Source organism: Methylobacterium sp. J-043, from assembly GCF_022829505.1.
In the GTDB taxonomy this organism is placed as follows: domain Bacteria; phylum Pseudomonadota; class Alphaproteobacteria; order Rhizobiales; family Beijerinckiaceae; genus Methylobacterium; species Methylobacterium extorquens_A.
Genome location: NZ_JAKSYB010000026.1, coordinates 154,678 through 172,752 on the forward strand (window position 1 = coordinate 154,678; position 18,075 = coordinate 172,752).

19 protein-coding genes are annotated in these 18,075 nt (G+C 68.7%); 12 read left to right on the top strand and 7 right to left on the bottom strand.

All coding sequences use genetic code 11. The features are described from left to right. Positions 1–142: 142 nt before the first annotated feature. The 5 genes from MKK50_RS03140 to MKK50_RS03160 all read right to left on the bottom strand — a co-directional run bounded on the left by MKK50_RS03140 (position 143) and on the right by MKK50_RS03160 (position 5,235). The gene (locus MKK50_RS03140) at positions 143–1,804 is read right to left on the bottom strand and encodes a porin (RefSeq protein WP_253371074.1); all 1,662 of its coding nucleotides are present in this window, start codon (positions 1,802–1,804) and stop codon (positions 143–145) included. 330 nt (positions 1,805–2,134) lie between these two features. Then, entirely contained in the window at positions 2,135–3,958 is a 1,824-nt protein-coding gene (locus tag MKK50_RS03145; RefSeq protein WP_499020333.1) for an ABC-F family ATP-binding cassette domain-containing protein, read from the bottom strand. Positions 3,959–4,113: 155 nt separating this feature from the next. Next, positions 4,114–4,335, bottom strand: coding sequence for a hypothetical protein (locus MKK50_RS03150; RefSeq protein WP_253371078.1), 222 nt, complete (start codon positions 4,333–4,335; stop codon positions 4,114–4,116). 107 nt (positions 4,336–4,442) lie between these two features. Then, positions 4,443–4,760, bottom strand: coding sequence for a polyhydroxyalkanoic acid system family protein (locus tag MKK50_RS03155; protein ID WP_253371080.1), 318 nt, complete (start codon positions 4,758–4,760; stop codon positions 4,443–4,445). A 127-nt stretch (positions 4,761–4,887) separates the two neighbouring features. After that, positions 4,888–5,235 (bottom strand): septal ring lytic transglycosylase RlpA family protein, encoded by a 348-nt coding sequence (locus MKK50_RS03160; protein ID WP_499020335.1) that lies wholly within the window; start codon positions 5,233–5,235, stop codon positions 4,888–4,890. Positions 5,236–5,664: 429 nt separating this feature from the next. Here MKK50_RS03160 and MKK50_RS03165 point away from each other — a divergent pair, with 429 nt between their 5' ends. Continuing rightward, positions 5,665–6,861 carry a site-specific DNA-methyltransferase gene (locus tag MKK50_RS03165; protein WP_499020337.1) on the top strand — a complete coding sequence of 399 codons (1,197 nt, stop codon included), beginning with the start codon at positions 5,665–5,667 and terminating at the stop codon, positions 6,859–6,861. Between the two features lie 58 nt (positions 6,862–6,919). Here MKK50_RS03165 and mutY read toward each other — a convergent pair whose 3' ends face one another. Beyond that, complete coding sequence (gene mutY / locus MKK50_RS03170; protein ID WP_499020338.1) at positions 6,920–8,134, bottom strand: A/G-specific adenine glycosylase; 1,215 nt, start codon at positions 8,132–8,134, stop codon at positions 6,920–6,922. 170 nt (positions 8,135–8,304) lie between these two features. On the opposite strand from mutY, the gene MKK50_RS03175 reads away from it, so the two are divergent. From MKK50_RS03175 to MKK50_RS03225, 11 genes are all read left to right on the top strand, one after another. After that, positions 8,305–8,781, top strand: coding sequence for a DUF721 domain-containing protein (locus tag MKK50_RS03175; RefSeq protein ID WP_253371085.1), 477 nt, complete (start codon positions 8,305–8,307; stop codon positions 8,779–8,781). 174 nt (positions 8,782–8,955) lie between these two features. Continuing rightward, entirely contained in the window at positions 8,956–9,609 is a 654-nt protein-coding gene (locus tag MKK50_RS03180; protein ID WP_499020339.1) for a DsbA family protein, read from the top strand. A gap of 163 nt (positions 9,610–9,772) precedes the next feature. Next, positions 9,773–10,126 (top strand): AtpZ/AtpI family protein, encoded by a 354-nt coding sequence (locus MKK50_RS03185; protein WP_253371089.1) that lies wholly within the window; start codon positions 9,773–9,775, stop codon positions 10,124–10,126. Positions 10,127–10,262: 136 nt separating this feature from the next. Continuing rightward, complete coding sequence (locus MKK50_RS03190) at positions 10,263–11,018, top strand: F0F1 ATP synthase subunit A (protein ID WP_003601124.1); 756 nt, start codon at positions 10,263–10,265, stop codon at positions 11,016–11,018. Positions 11,019–11,078: 60 nt separating this feature from the next. Beyond that, a complete protein-coding gene (locus MKK50_RS03195) occupies positions 11,079–11,306 on the top strand; it encodes a F0F1 ATP synthase subunit C (protein WP_003601125.1) in 228 nt (75 codons plus the stop codon). Between the two features lie 197 nt (positions 11,307–11,503). Continuing rightward, positions 11,504–12,109 carry a F0F1 ATP synthase subunit B family protein gene (locus MKK50_RS03200; RefSeq protein ID WP_253371091.1) on the top strand — a complete coding sequence of 202 codons (606 nt, stop codon included), beginning with the start codon at positions 11,504–11,506 and terminating at the stop codon, positions 12,107–12,109. A gap of 90 nt (positions 12,110–12,199) precedes the next feature. Then, a complete protein-coding gene (locus MKK50_RS03205) occupies positions 12,200–12,685 on the top strand; it encodes a F0F1 ATP synthase subunit B family protein (protein ID WP_253374032.1) in 486 nt (161 codons plus the stop codon). 367 nt (positions 12,686–13,052) lie between these two features. After that, positions 13,053–14,357, top strand: a complete 1,305-nt coding sequence (gene glyA / locus MKK50_RS03210) for a serine hydroxymethyltransferase (RefSeq protein ID WP_499020341.1) — start codon at positions 13,053–13,055, stop codon at positions 14,355–14,357. A gap of 631 nt (positions 14,358–14,988) precedes the next feature. Continuing rightward, positions 14,989–15,546: a transcriptional regulator NrdR gene (nrdR, locus tag MKK50_RS03215; protein WP_499020343.1), complete on the top strand. Its 558-nt coding sequence runs from the start codon at positions 14,989–14,991 to the stop codon at positions 15,544–15,546. A gap of 50 nt (positions 15,547–15,596) precedes the next feature. Continuing rightward, a complete protein-coding gene (gene ribD, locus MKK50_RS03220; protein ID WP_499020473.1) occupies positions 15,597–16,673 on the top strand; it encodes a bifunctional diaminohydroxyphosphoribosylaminopyrimidine deaminase/5-amino-6-(5-phosphoribosylamino)uracil reductase RibD in 1,077 nt (358 codons plus the stop codon). 1 nt (position 16,674) lies between these two features. Then, positions 16,675–17,313 carry a riboflavin synthase gene (locus MKK50_RS03225; RefSeq protein WP_499020344.1) on the top strand — a complete coding sequence of 213 codons (639 nt, stop codon included), beginning with the start codon at positions 16,675–16,677 and terminating at the stop codon, positions 17,311–17,313. A 13-nt stretch (positions 17,314–17,326) separates the two neighbouring features. Here the strand turns inward: MKK50_RS03225 and MKK50_RS03230 are convergent, their stop codons facing one another. Continuing rightward, positions 17,327–17,848, bottom strand: coding sequence for a hypothetical protein (locus tag MKK50_RS03230; RefSeq protein WP_499020346.1), 522 nt, complete (start codon positions 17,846–17,848; stop codon positions 17,327–17,329). Positions 17,849–18,075 lie beyond the last annotated feature (227 nt).

Below are 18,075 nucleotides of genomic sequence, written 5' to 3' on the forward strand. Positions count from 1 at the left end.
CCGTCTCGCGCCGACGGGCGCTGATTCGTGCCTGCCCGCGTTGCGATCGGTTGTCGATCAACAAAAAACCCCGGCCGCGAGGCCGGGGTCTGGAAGGTGTCCGTCGTGTCCGGCCCCCGCGCGAGCGGGGTGCCGGTTCGGCTTAGAAGTCGCGCTGCACCCGGAAGCGGGCCTGGAACACGTCCTCGCTGCTGACCGTGCGGGTCGGGATGTTGTTCACGAAGCCACCCTTGTCGCTGTCGGAGACGCGACCGTTCTTGACGCCGGTTTTGATGTACTGGCCCTCGACGCCGATATCGAGATCCTTGACCGGCGACCAGATCAGGCTCGCGCCGGTGACGACCTGATAGGTGTCACGCAGGGCGGGGCTGAGGCTGTAGCCGACGGCGTTGGTGAGGTAGGAAGGCGGAGCCACGGTCGAGGCCGCGCCGACCACCGAGTTCGCCTGGCTGATGGCCTGACGGGCGCCCTGGGAGAACCAGATCTCGCCGTAGCTGGCGTAGAAGGCCGAACGCCACTCGGGCGACCAGTAGTGGAGGTAGGACGCCACCGCCGTGAAGCTGTTGGACAGCTCGATGCGGCCGGTCAGCGGGTTGACCACGGCGTCGGAGAGGTACTGGTTGAACGGGTTGCCCGCGTAGACCGAGGCGTTGCTCAGGTAGCCGGCGGTGAAGCGGTTGATGCCGGTGTAGAACGAGGCACCCTCGCCGTAGGCACCCTGGAGGTAGAGGCCGTCGCCGGGAGCGATGAAGGGCAGGTTGAACTTCATGCCACCCTGGACCGCCCAGCCGTATTCGGTCTGCGCGCCGGCGTTGATGCCGCGTGCCGCCAGGGCCGCCGCGGTGTTGGTGGCCAGCACGCCGCCGGTGCCGGGGACGCCGACCGAGGACCCGGCGATGAAGCCGCCGGTGTTGATGTCCTTGACGGCGGCCGAGAACTGGGCCGAGCCCCAGGCGGCGTCGTAGCGCAGCGAGCCGACGAAGTCGGGCAGGCGCGAGCGCTGCACGGCGTCGACGAAGGCCACGGCGGTGGCGTTGCCCGCGGCGTTGGTGCCGAGGATGATCGGCGTCGGCGCCGTGGTGAACACGTTGTTCAGACCGGCCTGGCCGGGGACGAGGCCCGTCGCGCCGGCCGCGTCGGAGTAGAGCGGGTTCTTGCGGTAGTTCGGGTCTTCCATCGACAGCGTCACGGACCAGCCCTCACCGAACTTCTGGGTGTAGGCGAGCAGGTTGGTGGACGGCAGATCGGAGCCCAGCGACGAGCCGATGATCTCGAAGTCGTGGGCGTAGAAGTCGAAGAACGAGGAGGCGCGACCGGCAGTCAGGCCGGCGAACTGCACGAACGCCTTGTCGACGTTGATGAAGTTCTGAACGCGGCCGAGCTGGTCCTGGCCGGTGCCGGAGAAGGCGTAGGCGCCGCGCAGGTTCGTGCCGGAGGAGTACTTCGTGTTGCCGGTACGGCTCGCGGCGTCGAGGCGCAGGAAGGCGCGCAGGGTGCCGTAGCCGGTCTGGGTGCGGGCATCGAAGTTGAAGCGGGCAAGGCCCGTGAAGCCCGAGATGTCGCCGCCGCCGGGGATGTCGCGGTTGTCGCTGCCGATATAGCCGTACTCGGCGCGGGCGCGGCCGGAGACACGCAGGCAGGTATCGGTACCGGGAATATAGAAGAAGCCCGCGCCGTAGGCCGTGCAGACGCGGACGTACTCGATCGGAACGGCCTTCTTCACCGGCAGGTCGGCGGCCTGAGCCCCACCCACGACGGCCAGCCCCGCTGCCGATCCAAGGAGAAGGCTCTTCACGAGCTTCATGGTATACCCTCCAGAAGTTTCGAGACCCACGGGATCGGACTTCTGTTTTGGCCGGGCGCCCACGATGTCCGTGGTCGTTCCGGCCCGTCCTTGTTTCCCTTGGAGCTTGGCCCTTCCCAACCGGGTTGTCGGCCAAGCCGCAGCGGGGTTGTCCCGTCCGCAGCGGCACCATGAGCGAGCGTGGCCGTACGGGCAACAGAGATGACTGTCTTGGAGCTGACACAGAGTAGCTTCCCTGCACTCTGTTGCAGCCTCGCAACTTAATCCCGGCTCACACGCAAAAGTTTTCCACGGATCCGGGTGTGACGAGCCGGATCATTTCGGGCTCGATCAGCCGTTCTGGGCCTCGCGCTGCATCTCCAGGGTCAGCCAGCGCTCTTCGGCGGCGGCGAGTTCGGCTTCCGCCGCGCCCAGCATTGCGGTCGCCTTCTGGAAGCGGCCGGGATCGCGGGCATACAGGCCGGAATCGGACAGGACCTCGCGCAGTTTGGCGATCCCGGTCTCCAACTCGGCCATGCGCACCGGCAAGGTCTTCAGCTCGTGCTGCTCCTTGAAGTTGAGCTTGGTCCGGGCCGGAGCCGCTTCGGCACGTGTCGCCTTCTCCCGCGGCTCCGCCCGCTCGCGCGCGGGCTTCTCCCGCCCGTCGCTGCGTGCCTCGACGCCGCGCCCGCGCTGGGACAGCATGTCGGAATAGCCGCCGGCATATTCGACCCAGCGCCCCTCCCCCTCGCTGACCAGCACGGTGCCGGCCACCCGGTCGAGGAAGTCGCGGTCGTGGCTCACTAGAATTAAAGTGCCCGCATAGTCGCCGAGCATCTCTTGGAGCAGGTCGAGGGTTTCGAGGTCGAGGTCGTTGGTGGGCTCGTCGAGCACGAGGAGGTTCGAGGGCTGGGCGAGCGCCCGGGCGATCAACAGCCGGTTGCGCTCGCCGCCCGAGAGCACGCTCACGGGCGTGCGCGCCTGTTCGGGCGCGAACAGGAAGTCCTTGAGGTAGCCGATGACGTGGCGGCTGCGCCCGCCCACCGTGACGCTGTCGCCGCTGCCACCGGTCAGCACCTCCGTGACGGTCGCGCTCCCCTCCAGCACGGCACGGGCCTGATCGAGATGGACCATGTTCAGACTGGTGCCGAGGCGCATCTCGCCCGAGTCGGGCGCGAGCGCGCCAGTCAGCAGGTTGATCAGCGTGGTCTTGCCCGCCCCGTTCGGACCGACGATGCCAAGCCGGTCGCCGCGCAGCACGCGCAGGGACAGGTCGTGGACGATCCGGCGCTCGCCGTAGGATTTTGAGACGTGCCGGGCTTCCGCGATCAGCGTGCCGGACGCCTCGCCCTCGCTGGCCGTCAGCACCGCCTGCCCCACCGGGCGGCGGTGGTCGCGGCTCTGCTTGCGCAGGCTCTGCAGGTCGGAGAGGCGGCGCACGTTGCGCTTGCGCCGGGCGGTGACGCCGTAGCGCAGCCAGTGCTCCTCGTCGGCGATCTTGCGGTCGAGCTTGTGCTTGTCGCGCTCCTCCTCCTCGAAGAAGGCGTCGCGCCACGCCTCGAAGCTCGAGAAACCCTGCTCGATCCGGCGCGTCACGCCGCGGTCGAGCCAGACGGTGGATCGCGACAGGCCCGAAAGAAAGCGGCGGTCGTGGCTGATGAGGACGAGGGCCGAGCGCGTGCGCTTCAACTCGGATTCCAGCCACTCGATGGCGGGGAGGTCGAGATGGTTGGTCGGCTCGTCCAGCAGCAGGATATCGGGCTCCGGCGCGAGCGCCTGGGCAAGCGCGGCTCGGCGCGCCTCGCCGCCCGACAGGCGCTGGGGGTTCTCCGTGCCGTCGAGACCCAGGCTCTCCAGGAGATAGCGGGCGCGGTGCGCGTCGTCGCCCGGCGCGAGGCCTGCTTCCGCGAAGGCCAGCGTCGTCTCGAAGCCGGAAAAGTCCGGCTCCTGCGCGAGGTAGCGGATGGTGGTGCCGGGCTGCACGAACCGCACGGCCCGGTCCGGCTCGACCAAGCCGGCGGCGATGCGCATCAGGGTCGATTTGCCCGAGCCGTTGCGGCCGACGAGGCAGGCGCGTTCGCCGGGCGTGATCGTCAGCTCGGCGCGCTCGATCAGCGGGGTTCCGCCGAAGGTGAGCGCGACGTCTTGAAGGGTGAGAAGCGGGGGAGCGGCCATGCCGGGCTTATGGCAGCAGCCGCAGCCCGTAACAACGCAAGTGGACCGCGCCTTCTGGACGATCGCCGGAAAGCGACGGCCCCAGTTGTCGGCGCCGCCTCCGCGGATTCAGGCTTCCGCGATGCGCGGAGCCGTCGCTGCTTCGGCTGACGCGCTCAGGCGGTCGGGTTGGCAGGGCCGGTCGGCGTCGAATCCGGCAGGCCGGGGCTCTCGACGGGAATCTCGGCCGGCGTGGTGCCGGGTGCCTCGACGGGCGTTCCGCCGGGGATTTCCGGGCCGGGACCGGGCTCGGGAATCTGGGGAGAGTCGGGCGTCGCCGGTCCAGGCGTCTCGGGGCCGGGCACGGGAGTCTCCGGGATCGATCCGGGATTGGCCATAGGGGTCGAAGCCTCGCTGGCGGCGGGCACTGTGCCGCCGTGTCACGCCAACGAGGCGTTGCCGAGCCGGTTCCCGCCGCCCGGTCCCCGCACTGTCCCGGCCCGGGCTATTTCTTGGTCAGGAGGAGCTTGTTGCCCTCCTTGCCGACGATCTTCTGGATCTTCTGGGCGAACATCGCGAGCAGCAGCGGCATGCGCACCTCGACGCGCACCACGTCCTGGCCGACATCGATCTGGCCGTCCACGGTCTGGGTCATGGCCGTGACCGAGTAGTCGAGCCGGTCACCGGTCCAGGCCAGGGTGTTGATGGCGATGCCGCTCTTGCCGAGCGCCTCGCGCACGCGAACGGTGCCCTCGTCGATGCGCCGCCGGGCCTCGTCGCGGCCGAGTTCATGCGGAATCTCGACCACCATCGGCTTCGCCATCTCGTCTCCTCATCCCTTTGCAGCCCGGATCGAAAAGCGTTCCGGGCCTGCATGTCATCGGTTGAGACGAAGATGGGAAGGGGGCGGTTCCCCGGCAACGCCGGATGGAACGGATGCGGTGCCCGCTTCAGCGCACCACGTTGAGCGAGACGTAGCTGACGCCCGACATGCCGATGGCGCGGGCCGAGCCGCGGGCCAGATCGATCACCCGGCCGCCGACGAACGGGCCGCGATCGTTGATGCGCACCACGACCGAGCGGCCGTTGGACTTGTTCGTGACGCGAACACGGGTGCCGAAGGGCAGGCTACGATGGGCGGCGGTGTAACCGTTGGGGTTGAACCGCTCGCCATTGGCCGTCTTCTTGCCGCTTCCGTACCAGGAAGCCCGGCCACCCTGGGCCTGGGCGGGCAGCGCCGCGAGGGCGCCGATGACGGTGGCGAGGCAGACGGCAGCGGTCCGGTTGGAAACCTTCATCGAGGATCGCATTCCCTTGCTTTTGCGACGTGTTGTGAGCGCCGCGGAAAATGAGCCCGATCCCGGCTAAAATAAGACGGGGATTTTGCGCTGCAGCATGTGACCGGAGTCAGACTATCGACCGCGGTTTCGGGGTTTCCTGTCGCGGTAAGAATTGATTACTTGGCGCGACGCTGACGCTCGGCCATTCGATATTCACAAAACTTGTCGCGGAAGAATTCGGCGTGGCTCCGCGCGCCGTTTTGAAAGCCTTGACAAAGCTTCGCGCGCGCTTGCCCGAGTGGCACTGCAGCCGTGCATTCAATGCATGGCGAAGCCCGGCAAAAACTGCCGCCCCATATCGAGACGCAACCATACGGCGACGGCAAACGCGACCTTTACCGTGATCGGGGCATGGTCCGGTTGTCAGTCGCGTAACCGGTGTTTGCCATGGCTTCCCCGCGTACCGCGGTCGTCGGCGCCACCGCCCGGAATCAAGTCTCGCGTACCGGGCGGATCGCGTCGGCGCCGCGGATGGGTCTTGCACCCTCCGTTCAGCGTCTTCCCAGCACCTTACCCCTCGACGAAATCCTGATCGGCGACTGTATCGCCGCCATGGACCGTCTTCCGGCGGAAAGCGTCGACTGTGTCTTCGCCGACCCGCCCTACAACCTCCAACTCGGCGACGCGGGACTGACCCGTCCCGACCAGAGCGTGGTCGATGCCGTCGACGACGACTGGGACAAGTTCTCCAGCTTTTCCGCCTATGACGACTTCACCCGCGCTTGGCTGAAGGCCGCGCGCCGCGTGATGAAGCCGAACGCCACGCTGTGGGTGATCGGTTCTTATCACAACATCTTCCGGGTCGGCAGCGCGTTGCAGGATCTCGGTTACTGGATCCTGAATGACATCGTCTGGCGCAAGGCCAACCCGATGCCGAACTTCCGCGGCAAGCGCTTCACCAACGCGCACGAGACCCTGATCTGGGCCTCGCGCTCGCCGCAGGCGAAGTACACTTTCCATTACGATGCCCTGAAGGCCGGCAACGAAGACCTTCAGATGCGCTCGGACTGGTTCATCCCGCTCTGCACGGGCGAGGAAAGGCTGAAGGACGAGGCGGGCCGCAAGGTCCACCCGACCCAGAAGCCGGAAGCGCTCCTGGCCCGCACCCTCATGGCGGCGACCAATCCCGGTGACGTGGTGCTCGACCCGTTCTTCGGCACCGGCACGACCGGCGCGGTGGCCAAGCGTCTCGGGCGCCACTTCATCGGCTGCGAGCGCGACCCGACCTACGCCGCTGCGGCGCGGGCGCGGATCGCTGGCATCGAGACGCTGTCCGCCGCCTCGCTGGCGCTCGCCACCCCGAAACGGGCCGAGCCGCGCATCCCGTTCCTCAGCGTGGTCGAGGCGGGGCATGTGCGCCCCGGCGAGACGCTGACCGACGAGCGCCGTCGCTTCCGGGCGACGGTGCGGCCAGACGGCCAACTCAGCGTCGGACCGGCGATGGGCTCGATCCACAAGGTCGGCGCCCTGGTGCAGGGCCTGCCCGCCTGCAACGGTTGGACCTTCTGGCACGCCGAGCGCGGCGGAAAACTCGTCTGCATCGACGATTACCGCAGCGAGATGCGGGCCCGGACCGGAGCATAGCGATCGTCGAGGTTTCGAAGGGACACGTCCTTTCGCGGGTGCAGGGCGGAGCCCTGCATCATCGCGTCCGAACGGGTTTGGGCGCCTTCTTGACGATCCGCGCCAGATCCGAGGGCCGGGACGAGGCGGGTTTCGGGATCGGCCCGCGCCGTGGCGGCGGCTCGGGTTCCGGAATCGTGGCCAGATCGGGTTCGCGGACCGGCGCTGGCTTCGGCGCGGCCACGGGCACCGGGCCGGTGAACGCGTGGACGAGCACCTTCTTCATCGCACCGGGCAGCGGCTCGGTCTCGAGCGCGTCGCGGGGGGTGAAGCGCATTCCCTCCGGCGGCTTCGTGTCCGCCGCGACGCGGGCGAGAAACACCGTGAGTTCGAGCGGGAAATGGGTGAAGCCGTGCTTCACCACGCCAGGCAGGCGCTTCCAGCGGGCATCGAGAGGCGCGTCGAGCAGGCCCTTGGCGGGATCGTAATCGGGCAGCCAATCGCTCGTCGGCGGTTCGGCCATGGCGCCGAGCAGGCCCTCCGGCGGCCGGGTGCGCAGCAGGACCGCCTCGTCGCCGGCCCGCAGCGCGACGAAGGCCGCGCCCTTGCGCAAGATCCCCTTCTCCTTCTTCACTTTGCGCGGAAACGACTCCTGCAAACCCTCGGCGCGGGCGCGGCAGGGCTGCATCCAGGGGCACAGGGCACAGGCTGGGCGCTTCGGAGTGCACAGCGTCGCGCCGAGATCCATCAGCGCCTGCGCGAAATCGCCCGGCCGCCGGTCCGGCACCAGGGCCTGCGTGAATAGGCGGATCTGCGCGCGGGCCGCGGGGAGCGGCGTCTCGATGGCGTGCAGCCGGCTCATCACCCGCTCGACATTTCCATCGACCGCCGCCGCCGGCCGGTCGAAGGCGATGGCGGCGATGGCACCGGCCGTGTAGGCGCCGATGCCGGGCAGCTTACGCAGGCCGTCCTCGGTGTCGGGAAACCCGCCCGCGGCCGTCACCGCCTTGGCGCAGGCATGCAGGTTGCGGGCGCGGGAATAGTAGCCGAGCCCGGCCCAGGCCGACATCACCGCCTCCTCCGGCGCGGCCGCGAGCGCCGTCACGCTCGGAAACAGCGTCAGGAATTTTTCGAAGTACGGTTTGACCGCCGTCACCGTGGTCTGTTGCAGCATCACCTCGGAGAGCCAGACCCGATAGGGATTCGCCTCCTCGCCCGGCAGCGCCCGCCAGGGCAGTGCCCGGCGGTGGCGGTCGTACCAAGCGAGGAGGTCGGCGGCCGAGGCGGCGGGCATGAAGCGTCCATAGCGGGAGCGCGACCGCGAAAACAGCGTCTTGCCGAAATGTGACGCGGCTGTGCCGTCGCTCCCCCACATGCCGCTCCCGACTCCCGTGCGAACCGCAATTCGGGTAGGTTCGCGACAGGGGCGCGCCTGCCGCACGACCCTGGTGTTCCGGAGTGCCGATGGCGCGCGTCAAACCGCTGAGCGAATTGATCGAGGGCTGCATCGGTCCGGCGTTTGCCGCGCAGGGCTTCGCCTCCTCCGACATCCTTGCCGCGTGGCCGGACATCGTGGGCGCGCGGCTCTCCGAGGCCTGCCAGCCGGTCAAGCTCGAATGGCCGCGCCGCGCCCGCCGCGACGCGGAGGGGCGGCCGGAGCCCGGCACGCTGGTGGTGCGGGTGGAGGGCGCCTTCGCCCTCGAACTCCAGCATCTCGCGCCGATCGTGATCCAGCGCGTCAACGCGCATTACGGCTGGGCCTGCATCGGCAAGATCGTCATGCGCCAGGACCGTGTGCATCGGGCGACACGCCGCGCCCCGCAAAAAGCTCTCGACCCGGCGCGGCGCGGCGAGGTGGCGCTGGCGGTGGCGCGAATCGAGGAGGAGCGCCTGCGCGACGCCCTCGACCGGCTCGGCATCGCCGTGGTCGCGCGGCGATAGCGGCGCGGATCACGCGAAGCGCAAATCGAAGAACGTGCGGGCGGCGGCGCAGCGTGATAAGCGGCTCGTGAAAGGCCGTGCGGCGACGCGTCCCCCGGCCGGACGGAGCCGTTCCGTCCTATCCTCGCGCGGTATCGGGCCGGTTGCGGCCCGCGAACGGAGCCCGCCCCTGCCATGATCACCCGGCGCGACGCCCTGAAACTGACCGGCCTTGCCCTCGGCACCGCCGCCCTGCTCCCCCGCCTGACCCTTGAGGCGCTGGCGCAATCGGCCGACACGGCCGCGCTGATGCAGCCCGGCCCCCTCGGCGATGTCTGGCTCGGGCCGGCGGACGCCAAGGTGACGATCATCGAATACGCTTCGATGACCTGCTCGCACTGCGCCCACTTCCACGCGACGACGTGGCCGGTGCTGAAGGAGCGCTATATCGACACCGGCAAGGTGCGCTTCACCCTGCGCGAGTTCCCGCTCGATCCGCTCGCCACCGCCGCCTTCATGCTGGCCCGCTGCGACGGCGAGGCGAAATACTACCCGATCACCGATCTGCTGTTCGACCAGCAGCAGAACTGGGCCTTCGTGCGCAAGCCGCAATCGCCCGTCGATGCCCTGGAGCAGCTTCTGCGTCAGGCTGGGTTCTCGAAGGAGAAGTTCGAGGCCTGCCTCAAGGACCAGAAGACCTACGCCGCCATCAACGCGGTCAAGACCCGCGGCCTCGACACCCTCAAGGTCGAATCGACGCCGACCTTCTTCATCAACGGCGAGAAGCGCCCCGGCGCCCTCTCGATCGAGGAAATGGAGAAGATCATCAAGCCGATCCTGGGGGCCTGATCCGGCTTCCGAAAGCCGTGGAAAAATCAAAAATTATGTTTTTCCATCAACAGCTTAGTGGGCATTTTGGCCGCCTTGACACTCAAGGTTGGCGAAACTATGGTGCGCCGCGCCGAGGGGGTGAAACCTTTCCCTCCGCTCCCCACGACGTGTGGGGTCGCCCGTGAGCGGCGGCCCGGCAGGTGACGGGAGCGGGCCGGAAAAGGCTCCCGCCGATGGCGATCTCTCCGCGAGGCTCAAGCGTCTCGAGACGCAGCTCGAAGGCAGGCGGCCCAACGCCGCGCCCGACAAGCTTGCGCGCACCGGCACGTCCGGCGGGCCAGCCCCGCTCGGTCAGGCCATGCGGCTCTCGACCGAGTTCATCGCCGGGGTGATCGCCGGGGGAATCCTCGGCTACATCGTCGATCATCTCTTCGGCACCAAGCCGTGGGGCATGATCGTGCTGCTGATGCTGGGCTTCGTGACGGGGATCTACAACGTCATGCGGGTCAGCGGCTTCAGCGCCAAGAAAAACTGAGAAAGAACGCCGGTCAGGGTCTCCAAGTCGCCTCAAGGGTCTTGAGACTCGCCCGGCATCGTGTAAGGGCGACGCGCGACAGACGGGAGCCGCACAGGCTCCCTCGCGCGGCACACAAAGGGGCGGAAGCGGGCACATGGCGGTCAGTATCGACCCGATCCACCAGTTCGAGCTGCAGCCGCTCGTTTCGCTGGGTCACATCGGCAACCAGCAGCTCGCGTTCACGCAATCGGCTCTCTACATGTTCGCCGCGGTGGGCATCATCGCGCTGCTGACCATCGTGGCGACCTCCGGGCGCTCCGTGGTTCCGGGTCGTCTCCAGGCGCTGGCCGAGACGCTCTACGAATTCATCGCCGATACGGTGCACCAGGCGACCGGCGAGGACGGCAAGCGCTTCCTGCCGCTCGTGTTCTCCCTGTTCATGTTCGTGCTCATCCTGAACCTGCTCGGGATGATCCCCTACGCCTTCGCGGTGACCAGCCACCTCATCGTCACCTTCGGCCTCGCGCTGGTCGTGATCCTGACCGTGGTGATCTACGGCGTCGCCAAGCACGGCACCCACTTCCTCGGCGTGTTCGTGCCGTCGGGCGTGCCGAAGCCGCTGCTGCTCATCATGGTGCCGATCGAGATCGTGTCGTTCCTGTCGCGGCCGATCAGCCTCTCGGTTCGTCTCTTCGCCAACATCCTGGCCGGCCACATCGCGCTGAAGATCTTCGCCTTCTTCGTGGTCCAGCTCTTGGTTGCCGGTGCCTGGGGCGTGCTCTCGCCCTTGCCGCTCGCGCTCACCATCGCGCTGACGGCTCTCGAGTTCCTCGTCGCGGCCCTTCAGGCTTACGTCTTCGCGACGCTGACGGCGGTCTATCTCGCCGACGCCCTCCACCCCGGCCACTGATCCGTCCCGGCCGGACCCTTCCGCCCTCAACGAACCCCGTTCGAACTTCAGGAGTGTTTCATGGATCCCGTCGCTGCGAAGTACATCGGCGCCGGTCTCGCCTGCCTCGGCATGGCGGGCGCCAGCATCGGCCTCGGCAACCTGTTCGGCCAGTTCTACGCGGGCGCCCTGCGCAACCCGTCGGCCGCCGATAGCCAGCGCACCAACCTCCTCCTGGGCTTCGCGCTCACCGAGGCGCTCGGCATCTTCTCGCTGCTCGTCGCGCTGCTGCTCCTCTTCGCCGTCTGACGCGTCGTTCTCCGGGGGAGCGCGGGCCGGCCACAGGGCCTGCCCCGCGCTCCCCCGCTCGTTGAGAGTGTCTCGCGAAACCTCCTCTGCTCGGTCTTCCGTCCTTCGACACGGCGGCGCAGCGGAGGTTTCTTGAGAGACTCCGATCCGGCCGCTCCGCCCGCGGAGCCGGCCTTCCGACGTCACCGGACAGGGCCATGGCCGAGCAGAAGAATCCCCTCACGACCCCCTCCCCGAACGCGGACACGACGATCGTCCCGGCGGGAAGCCCGCACACCCATACCGAGCAGCCCTCCGGCGGCCATGGCAGCGCCTTTCCGCCCTTCGAGAGCCACACCTTTCTCTCGCAGTTGATCTGGCTCGCGCTCGCCTTTGGCCTGCTCTACTACCTGATGTCCAAGGTCGCGCTGCCGCGCATCGAGGCGATCCTCGGCGACCGCGCCGGCCGGCTCTCGTCCGACCTGACCGAGGCGCAGCGGATGAAGACCGAGGCCGACGCCGCCGGCGCCGCCTACGAGAAGTCTCTGCGCGAGGCCCAGGCGAAGGCGCAGGCCATCGCGCAGGAGACCCGCAACACCCTCTCGGCCGAGGCCGACGCCAAGCGCAAGTTGCTCGAGGCCGAGCTGAACCAGCGGCTCGCCGCCTCCGAGGCGACCATCCGCACGCGCACGACGGAAGCCATGGGCAACGTCCGCGCGATCGCCGGCGAGACCGCCTCGGCGATCGTCGAGCGGCTGACCGGCCAGGCCCCCGACCAAGCGAGCCTGAACCGCGCCCTCGACGCGACGCCCGCCGTACACTGATCCGAGGGCCGGCCCGTTGCCGGCCCCTCCCATCCGACCCCGCCCCGGCCCGCCGGGCCGAGGGCCGATCAAGGGTTTGAGACCGACATGTTGTTGACCGCGGAATTCTGGGTCGCCGTCGCCTTCGTGGCGTTCCTGGTCATCGTCTGGCGGGTCGGCGGCTTCTCGATGATGACCAACGGGCTCGACAGCCGCGCCAAGCGCGTGCGCCACGAGCTCGACGAAGCCCGCCGCCTGCGTGAAGAAGCCGCGGCCGTGCTCGCCGACTACAAGCGCCGCCGCACGGAGGCCGAGCGCGAGGCCGAGGCCATCATCGCCGGTGCCCGCGAGGACGCCGAGCGCATCGCCGCCGAGGGCCATGCCCGCCTCAACGATTTCGTGGCACGCCGCACCAAGGGCGCCGAGGCCAAGATCGCCCAAGCCGAGGCGCAGGCCTCCGCCCAGGTTCGCGCCGCGGCCGCCGACGCAGCCGTGAAGGTCTCCGAGACGCTGCTGCGTGAGCGACTCCAGGGCGCGGCCGCCCAGGATCTCCTCCGCGCCAGCCTCGGCGACGTGAAAAGCCGTCTTCAGGCCTGAGCCTGACGCCGCCGATCGAACGGGCCCCTGCCGTGTTTCGGCAAGGAGAGGGCGTGAATCGGCAAGCGGCGTCGATCGGAGCCGTTACGGTTCTCGGGCTCGTTCGCGGGGCCGGCCACTCACCGACTTGATCGGTCCTGCGACACCCGGCCCTGCCGGGTGTTTTCGTGTGTGGGGTCGGCCCGATGCGCTGCGGTGCCGCAGAGCGGGGCCGGTCCCGTTAAAAATTTTGAAGACAGGCGAAAAATCACCTGTGCTTGGCCTGTGGTGCCGCGGCGTGTACGAATAGTGCCTGAAAAACACCCCCGTGAACGCCGACGGGAGAACGGGTGGGTTTGCCCGTAAACAACGAAAAGAGGCTACGCTCATGAGCGCCGGAACTGCGACCGACAACACCGACCTCGACACCTTCTTCTCGTCTCATCTCGCCGAGACCGATCCCGAGATCGCCAAGGCCATCTCGCAGGAGCTGGGCCGGCAGCAGCACGAGATCGAGCTGATCGCGTCCGAGAACATCGTCTCGCGCGCCGTGCTCGAAGCGCAGGGCTCGGTTCTGACCAACAAGTACGCCGAGGGCTATCCGGGCCGGCGCTACTACGGCGGTTGCCAGTTCGTGGACATTGCCGAGGAACTCGCCATCGATCGGGCCAAGCGCCTGTTCGGCTGCGGCTTCGCCAACGTGCAGCCGAATTCCGGCTCCCAGGCGAACCAGGGCGTGTTCATGGCGCTCATGCAGCCCGGCGACACCTTCCTCGGCCTCGACCTCGCCGCCGGTGGCCACCTCACCCACGGCGCCCCCCCGAACGTCTCGGGCAAGTGGTTCAAGCCGGTCTCCTACACCGTGCGCCGTGAGGATCAGCGCATCGACATGGAGCAGGTCGAGCGTCTCGCCCAGGAACACAAGCCGAAGGTGATCATCGCCGGCGGCTCGGGCTACCCGCGTCACTGGGACTTCGCCAAGTTCCGTGAGATCGCCGATTCCGTCGGCGCCTACTTCTTCGTCGACATGGCCCACTTCGCCGGCCTCGTCGCCGCGGGTCTGCATCCCTCGCCGTTCCCGCACGCGCACGTCGCTACCACGACGACGCACAAGACCCTGCGCGGCCCGCGCGGCGGCATGATCCTGACGAATGACGAGGCGCTGGCCAAGAAGTTCAACTCGGCGATCTTCCCCGGTCTCCAGGGCGGCCCGCTGATGCACGTCATCGCCGCCAAGGCGGTGGCTTTCGGCGAGGCGCTGAAGCCCGAGTTCAAGATCTACGCCAAGCAGGTCATCGACAACGCCAAGGCGCTCGCCGACACCATCATCTCGGGCGGCTACGACATCACCTCCGGAGGCACCGACAACCACCTGATGCTGGTCGACCTTCAGAAGAAGGGCCTGACCGGCAAGGCGGCCGAGGCGGCCCTGTCGCGGGCCGACATCACCTGCAACAAGAACGGCGTGCCGTTCGATCCGCAGAAGCCGACGATCACCTCCGGCATCCGTCTGGGCACGCCGGCCAGCACCACCCGCGGCTTCGGCGTCGCCGAATTCAAGCAGGTCGGCTCGCTGATCGTTCAGGTGCTCGACGGCATCGCCGAGAAGGGCGATGGCGGCGACGCCACGGTCGAGGCGGCGGTGAAGGAGAAGGTCCACGCCCTCACCGATCGGTTCCCGATCTACGCCTGAGCTTGCTCGAAACACATTCGGCCCGCCACGCGGGCCGGTGCGGCCGCGGATCACCCGATCCGCGGCCGCTGTCGTTTCGAGGCGGCCTCAAACCGGATCCACGTTAGGTTTATCGTTCGGAGAGTGTACCCGTCCCGGCATCCTTGAAATGATGTGGGCCGATCCGTCCTTCGCCCGAAAGTTGCGCGGCATCGCGCGGTAGGGCGACTCTGCATCTCTCGCTTCACACGGATTGCAGCCGGCTTCTGCGGATGCACCTGTCGTCGGCCGAGCGGGGCGTCCGGGTCGCGACCCAGGCCGTTCGGGCGGCTCGTCGCCGATCTGGAGGGGGCGGCACGGTGGCCGATGAGCGCCGCGACCCCTGCCCGCTCATCGGCCGCTGCCGTCTCAAATGGGTCCTCGATGCCGCTGAGCCGGTGTTCTTCCTCCAATTCGACCGTCTCACCCGCGCCGACGTGGTGGCCGGACCGACAACAGCCGCACGCCGTGCCCTCTTTCGCGCCGATCCCGGCGACGGGGGGCGACGCCTGCCGCGCCCGTTCCGAGCAATCCCACTTCTGGCAATTGAGCGGCGGGTGGGGCAGAGAGGGGCGGCTTTCGAGAGTGTCCGGGACGAGGTGGTGAGCGCGCGATGCGGTGTCCGTTCTGCGGAGGTCCCGACACCCAGGTGAAGGATTCGCGGCCGAGCGAGGATTCCTCTGCGATCCGTCGCCGCCGCGTCTGCCCGGATTGCGGCGGCCGCTTCACGACTTTCGAGCGGGTCCAGTTGCGCGAACTCGTCGTGCTCAAGCGTTCGGGCAAGCGCGTGCCGTTCGATCGCGACAAGCTCCAGCGCTCGATCGACGTGGCGCTGCGCAAGCGCACGGTCGATCCCGAGCGGGTGGAGCGCCTCGTCAGCGGCATCACTCGGCGCCTGGAGAGCGGCGGCGAGGGCGAGGTCACCAGCGAGGCTATCGGCGAGGCGGTGATGGAGGGCCTGAAGGGGCTCGACGACGTCGCCTATGTCCGCTTCGCCTCGGTCTACAAGAATTTCCGCGAGGCCCAGGACTTCCAGGATCTGCTCGGCACCCTCGGCGAGCGATTGGAGGGCGAAGGCGCTCTTCCCGAAGACGAGCAGGCTGTGCCCGTCCCGTCCGACGAGGCGGTGGCTGCCCCGCGCCGCGGCCGTCCGGCCCGGAAGCGGGCGTGACGGGGCGAGCCGTGGACGTGTCCGAGCAGGAAGCTCTCGATCGCCGCGCCATGCGCCTCGCCCTCGCGCTGGGGCGGCGCAATCTCGGCCGGACTTGGCCGAATCCGAGCGTCGGCGCCGTCGTCGTGGCCGGGGGCCGCATCGTCGGGCAGGCGGTGACGGCGGTTGGCGGACGCCCGCATGCGGAGCCGCTGGCCCTCGCCATGGCCGGCGAGGCCGCGCGCGGCGCCACGCTCTACGTCACCCTCGAGCCCTGCTCGCATCACGGCCGCACGCCGCCCTGCACCGACGCGACCATCGCCGCCGGAATCGCCCGCGTCGTCACCGCGATCGAGGATCCCGATCCGCGTGTCGCCGGGCGGGGCCACGCGGGTTTGCGCGCCGCCGGGATCACGGTCGAGACCGGCCTGATGCGCGAGGAGGCCGCCCGCGACCATCGCGGCCATTTCGCCCGCGTGACGCGGGGTCGCCCGAGCCTGCACCTCAAGCTCGCCCGTACCCGCGACGGCTTCGCCGCCCCCTCGACCGGCGAGCGGCTAAAGATCACGGGTCCGATCGCGGACGGCGCGGTGCATCTGTGGCGGGCGCACGCCGACGCGATCATGGTCGGCATCGGCACCGCCCGCGCCGATGACCCTTCGCTGACCGTGCGGCTGCCGGGGCTCGCCGGGCGTTCGCCGCTGCGGGTCGTGCTCGACTCGACTTTGCGCCTCAACCCCGCCAGCCATCTCGTGCGCGGGGCCCGCGACCTGCCGACGCTGGTTCTGACCGGGCGCGGCGCCCCGGCCCATGCCCGGCGGATGCTCGCTTCCTTCGGCGTCGAGATCGCCTTCGTCCCCACTGACGCGGGGGGCCGTATCGATCTGCCCGCCGCGCTGACCGCGCTGGCGGAGCGCGGTCTGACCCGGATCTGCAGCGAGGGCGGGCCGGCGCTTGCCGACGCGCTCGCGGCGCACGATCTCATCGATGCCTGCACGCTCATCACCGGCCCCGTCACGCTGGGCGAGGCCGGTGGCTTGCCGGCGCTCGGGGCCAACCTCGCCCGCCGCCTCGCCGACGGCACCTTCACCGAGGTCGAGGCCCGCGACTTCGGCTCCGACACGGCGGTCACCTACGAGAGGATCTGAGATGTTCACCGGACTCGTCAGCGATGTCGGCCGCGTCGTCTCGGTGGAGGGCTCGGAGCGCCTGCGCCGGATCGTGATTGAAAGCGCCTACGATCCCGCCGGCATCGCGCTCGGCGCCTCGATTGCCTGCTCCGGCCCCTGCCTGACCGCCGTCGCGGTGGAGCCGCACGGGGCGGGCTGCCACTTTTCGGTCGATGCCGCCGCCGAAACCCTGGCCCGCACCACCGTCGGCACATGGCGCGAGGGCACGCGGCTCAACCTCGAACGCTCGCTCAAGCTTGGCGACGAACTCGGCGGCCACCTCGTCACCGGCCATGTCGACGGCATCGCCGAGATCCTTGTGCGCGAGACCGTGACCGGCGAGGACAACCCCTGGGGCGCGAGCGAGCGCTTCACCCTGCGGGCGCCGGCGGCGCTCGCCGGCTTCATCGCCGAGAAGGGCTCGATCTGCCTCGACGGCACCTCGCTCACCGTCAACGCGGTCTCGGGCCACGATTTCTCGGTGCTGCTGATCCCGCACAGCCTCTCCGTCACGACCTGGGAGGAGCGCCGCACGGGGGATCGGATCAACCTGGAGGTCGATCTGCTGGCCCGTTACGCCGCGCGCCTCGCCGAGACGCGCGGGTTGTTGCCGGCGTGAGGACCGGCCCGGCTTACTTGCCGTCGTAGGAGGCGGCGAGACTGTTCATGATCTGGTTCGTCTCGGCGTCGTACTTCTTGTCGCCCTCCGGCGAGGCCCAGTAGCTCACCAGCAGAAGGCGCTGGCCGTCGGATTTCGGCACGACCGAGAGGTAGCGCAGCACCGTCGGCTTGTTCTCGTAGGTCGCCGGAACCTCGGTGACCTTGAGGCTGTAGGTCGGGAAATCGACCTCCTTCGACTGGCCTTCGCCGGTCACCTTGACGCCTTGCTCCTTGAAGTAGGCGTTGTGCTCGCCGAGCAGGGTCTGGAACTGGGCGGGCTTGTAGCTCTCGAACCAGAGGTAGATTTCCTCATCCGCGGTCCGGGCCTGGACGCCACGGTCGATCGTGGTGACCTTCCACGCGGCCGGGATTTCGACGGAAATCGGCCGATCACCGGGGACGACCGTGATTGTCTTGGCGAGGGCGGCGCTGCCGGCCAGCAGAAAGAAGGCGAGCGCTGCGCTGCCTAAGAATTTCGCCGATCCGATCGTCATGAATATCCCCTGCCGGCCCCCTTCGTCGTGAGAGAGCCGCTGCGAGACTTGCCGTCAGTCCCTGTCCTCGGCAATGCACCACCGTCCCAGATCGGCGGAAACCTTTTCAAGGAGGCAGAACGACCCGGCGCATCGCGCCGGTCGGCCTCCACGTCGGGTGAGCACGGGATGCGTCTGCGGCTCGACCAGTCTTCGCGAGGAGGCCCACTGGCTTATTCGTGAGGAAG

Coding starts and splice junctions, on each gene's coding strand:
- MKK50_RS03140 (WP_253371074.1), bottom strand. CDS start 1,804: ATGAAGCTCGTGAAGAGCCTTCTCCTTGGATCGGCAGCGGGGCTGGCC.
- MKK50_RS03145 (WP_499020333.1), bottom strand. CDS start 3,958: ATGGCCGCTCCCCCGCTTCTCACCCTTCAAGACGTCGCGCTCACCTTC.
- MKK50_RS03150 (WP_253371078.1), bottom strand. CDS start 4,335: ATGGCCAATCCCGGATCGATCCCGGAGACTCCCGTGCCCGGCCCCGAG.
- MKK50_RS03155 (WP_253371080.1), bottom strand. CDS start 4,760: ATGGCGAAGCCGATGGTGGTCGAGATTCCGCATGAACTCGGCCGCGAC.
- MKK50_RS03160 (WP_499020335.1), bottom strand. CDS start 5,235: ATGAAGGTTTCCAACCGGACCGCTGCCGTCTGCCTCGCCACCGTCATC.
- MKK50_RS03165 (WP_499020337.1), top strand. CDS start 5,665: ATGGCTTCCCCGCGTACCGCGGTCGTCGGCGCCACCGCCCGGAATCAA.
- mutY (WP_499020338.1), bottom strand. CDS start 8,134: ATGCCCGCCGCCTCGGCCGCCGACCTCCTCGCTTGGTACGACCGCCAC.
- MKK50_RS03175 (WP_253371085.1), top strand. CDS start 8,305: ATGGCGCGCGTCAAACCGCTGAGCGAATTGATCGAGGGCTGCATCGGT.
- MKK50_RS03180 (WP_499020339.1), top strand. CDS start 8,956: ATGATCACCCGGCGCGACGCCCTGAAACTGACCGGCCTTGCCCTCGGC.
- MKK50_RS03190 (WP_003601124.1), top strand. CDS start 10,263: ATGGCGGTCAGTATCGACCCGATCCACCAGTTCGAGCTGCAGCCGCTC.
- MKK50_RS03195 (WP_003601125.1), top strand. CDS start 11,079: ATGGATCCCGTCGCTGCGAAGTACATCGGCGCCGGTCTCGCCTGCCTC.
- MKK50_RS03200 (WP_253371091.1), top strand. CDS start 11,504: ATGGCCGAGCAGAAGAATCCCCTCACGACCCCCTCCCCGAACGCGGAC.
- glyA (WP_499020341.1), top strand. CDS start 13,053: ATGAGCGCCGGAACTGCGACCGACAACACCGACCTCGACACCTTCTTC.
- nrdR (WP_499020343.1), top strand. CDS start 14,989: ATGCGGTGTCCGTTCTGCGGAGGTCCCGACACCCAGGTGAAGGATTCG.
- ribD (WP_499020473.1), top strand. CDS start 15,597: ATGCGCCTCGCCCTCGCGCTGGGGCGGCGCAATCTCGGCCGGACTTGG.
- MKK50_RS03225 (WP_499020344.1), top strand. CDS start 16,675: ATGTTCACCGGACTCGTCAGCGATGTCGGCCGCGTCGTCTCGGTGGAG.
- MKK50_RS03230 (WP_499020346.1), bottom strand. CDS start 17,848: ATGACGATCGGATCGGCGAAATTCTTAGGCAGCGCAGCGCTCGCCTTC.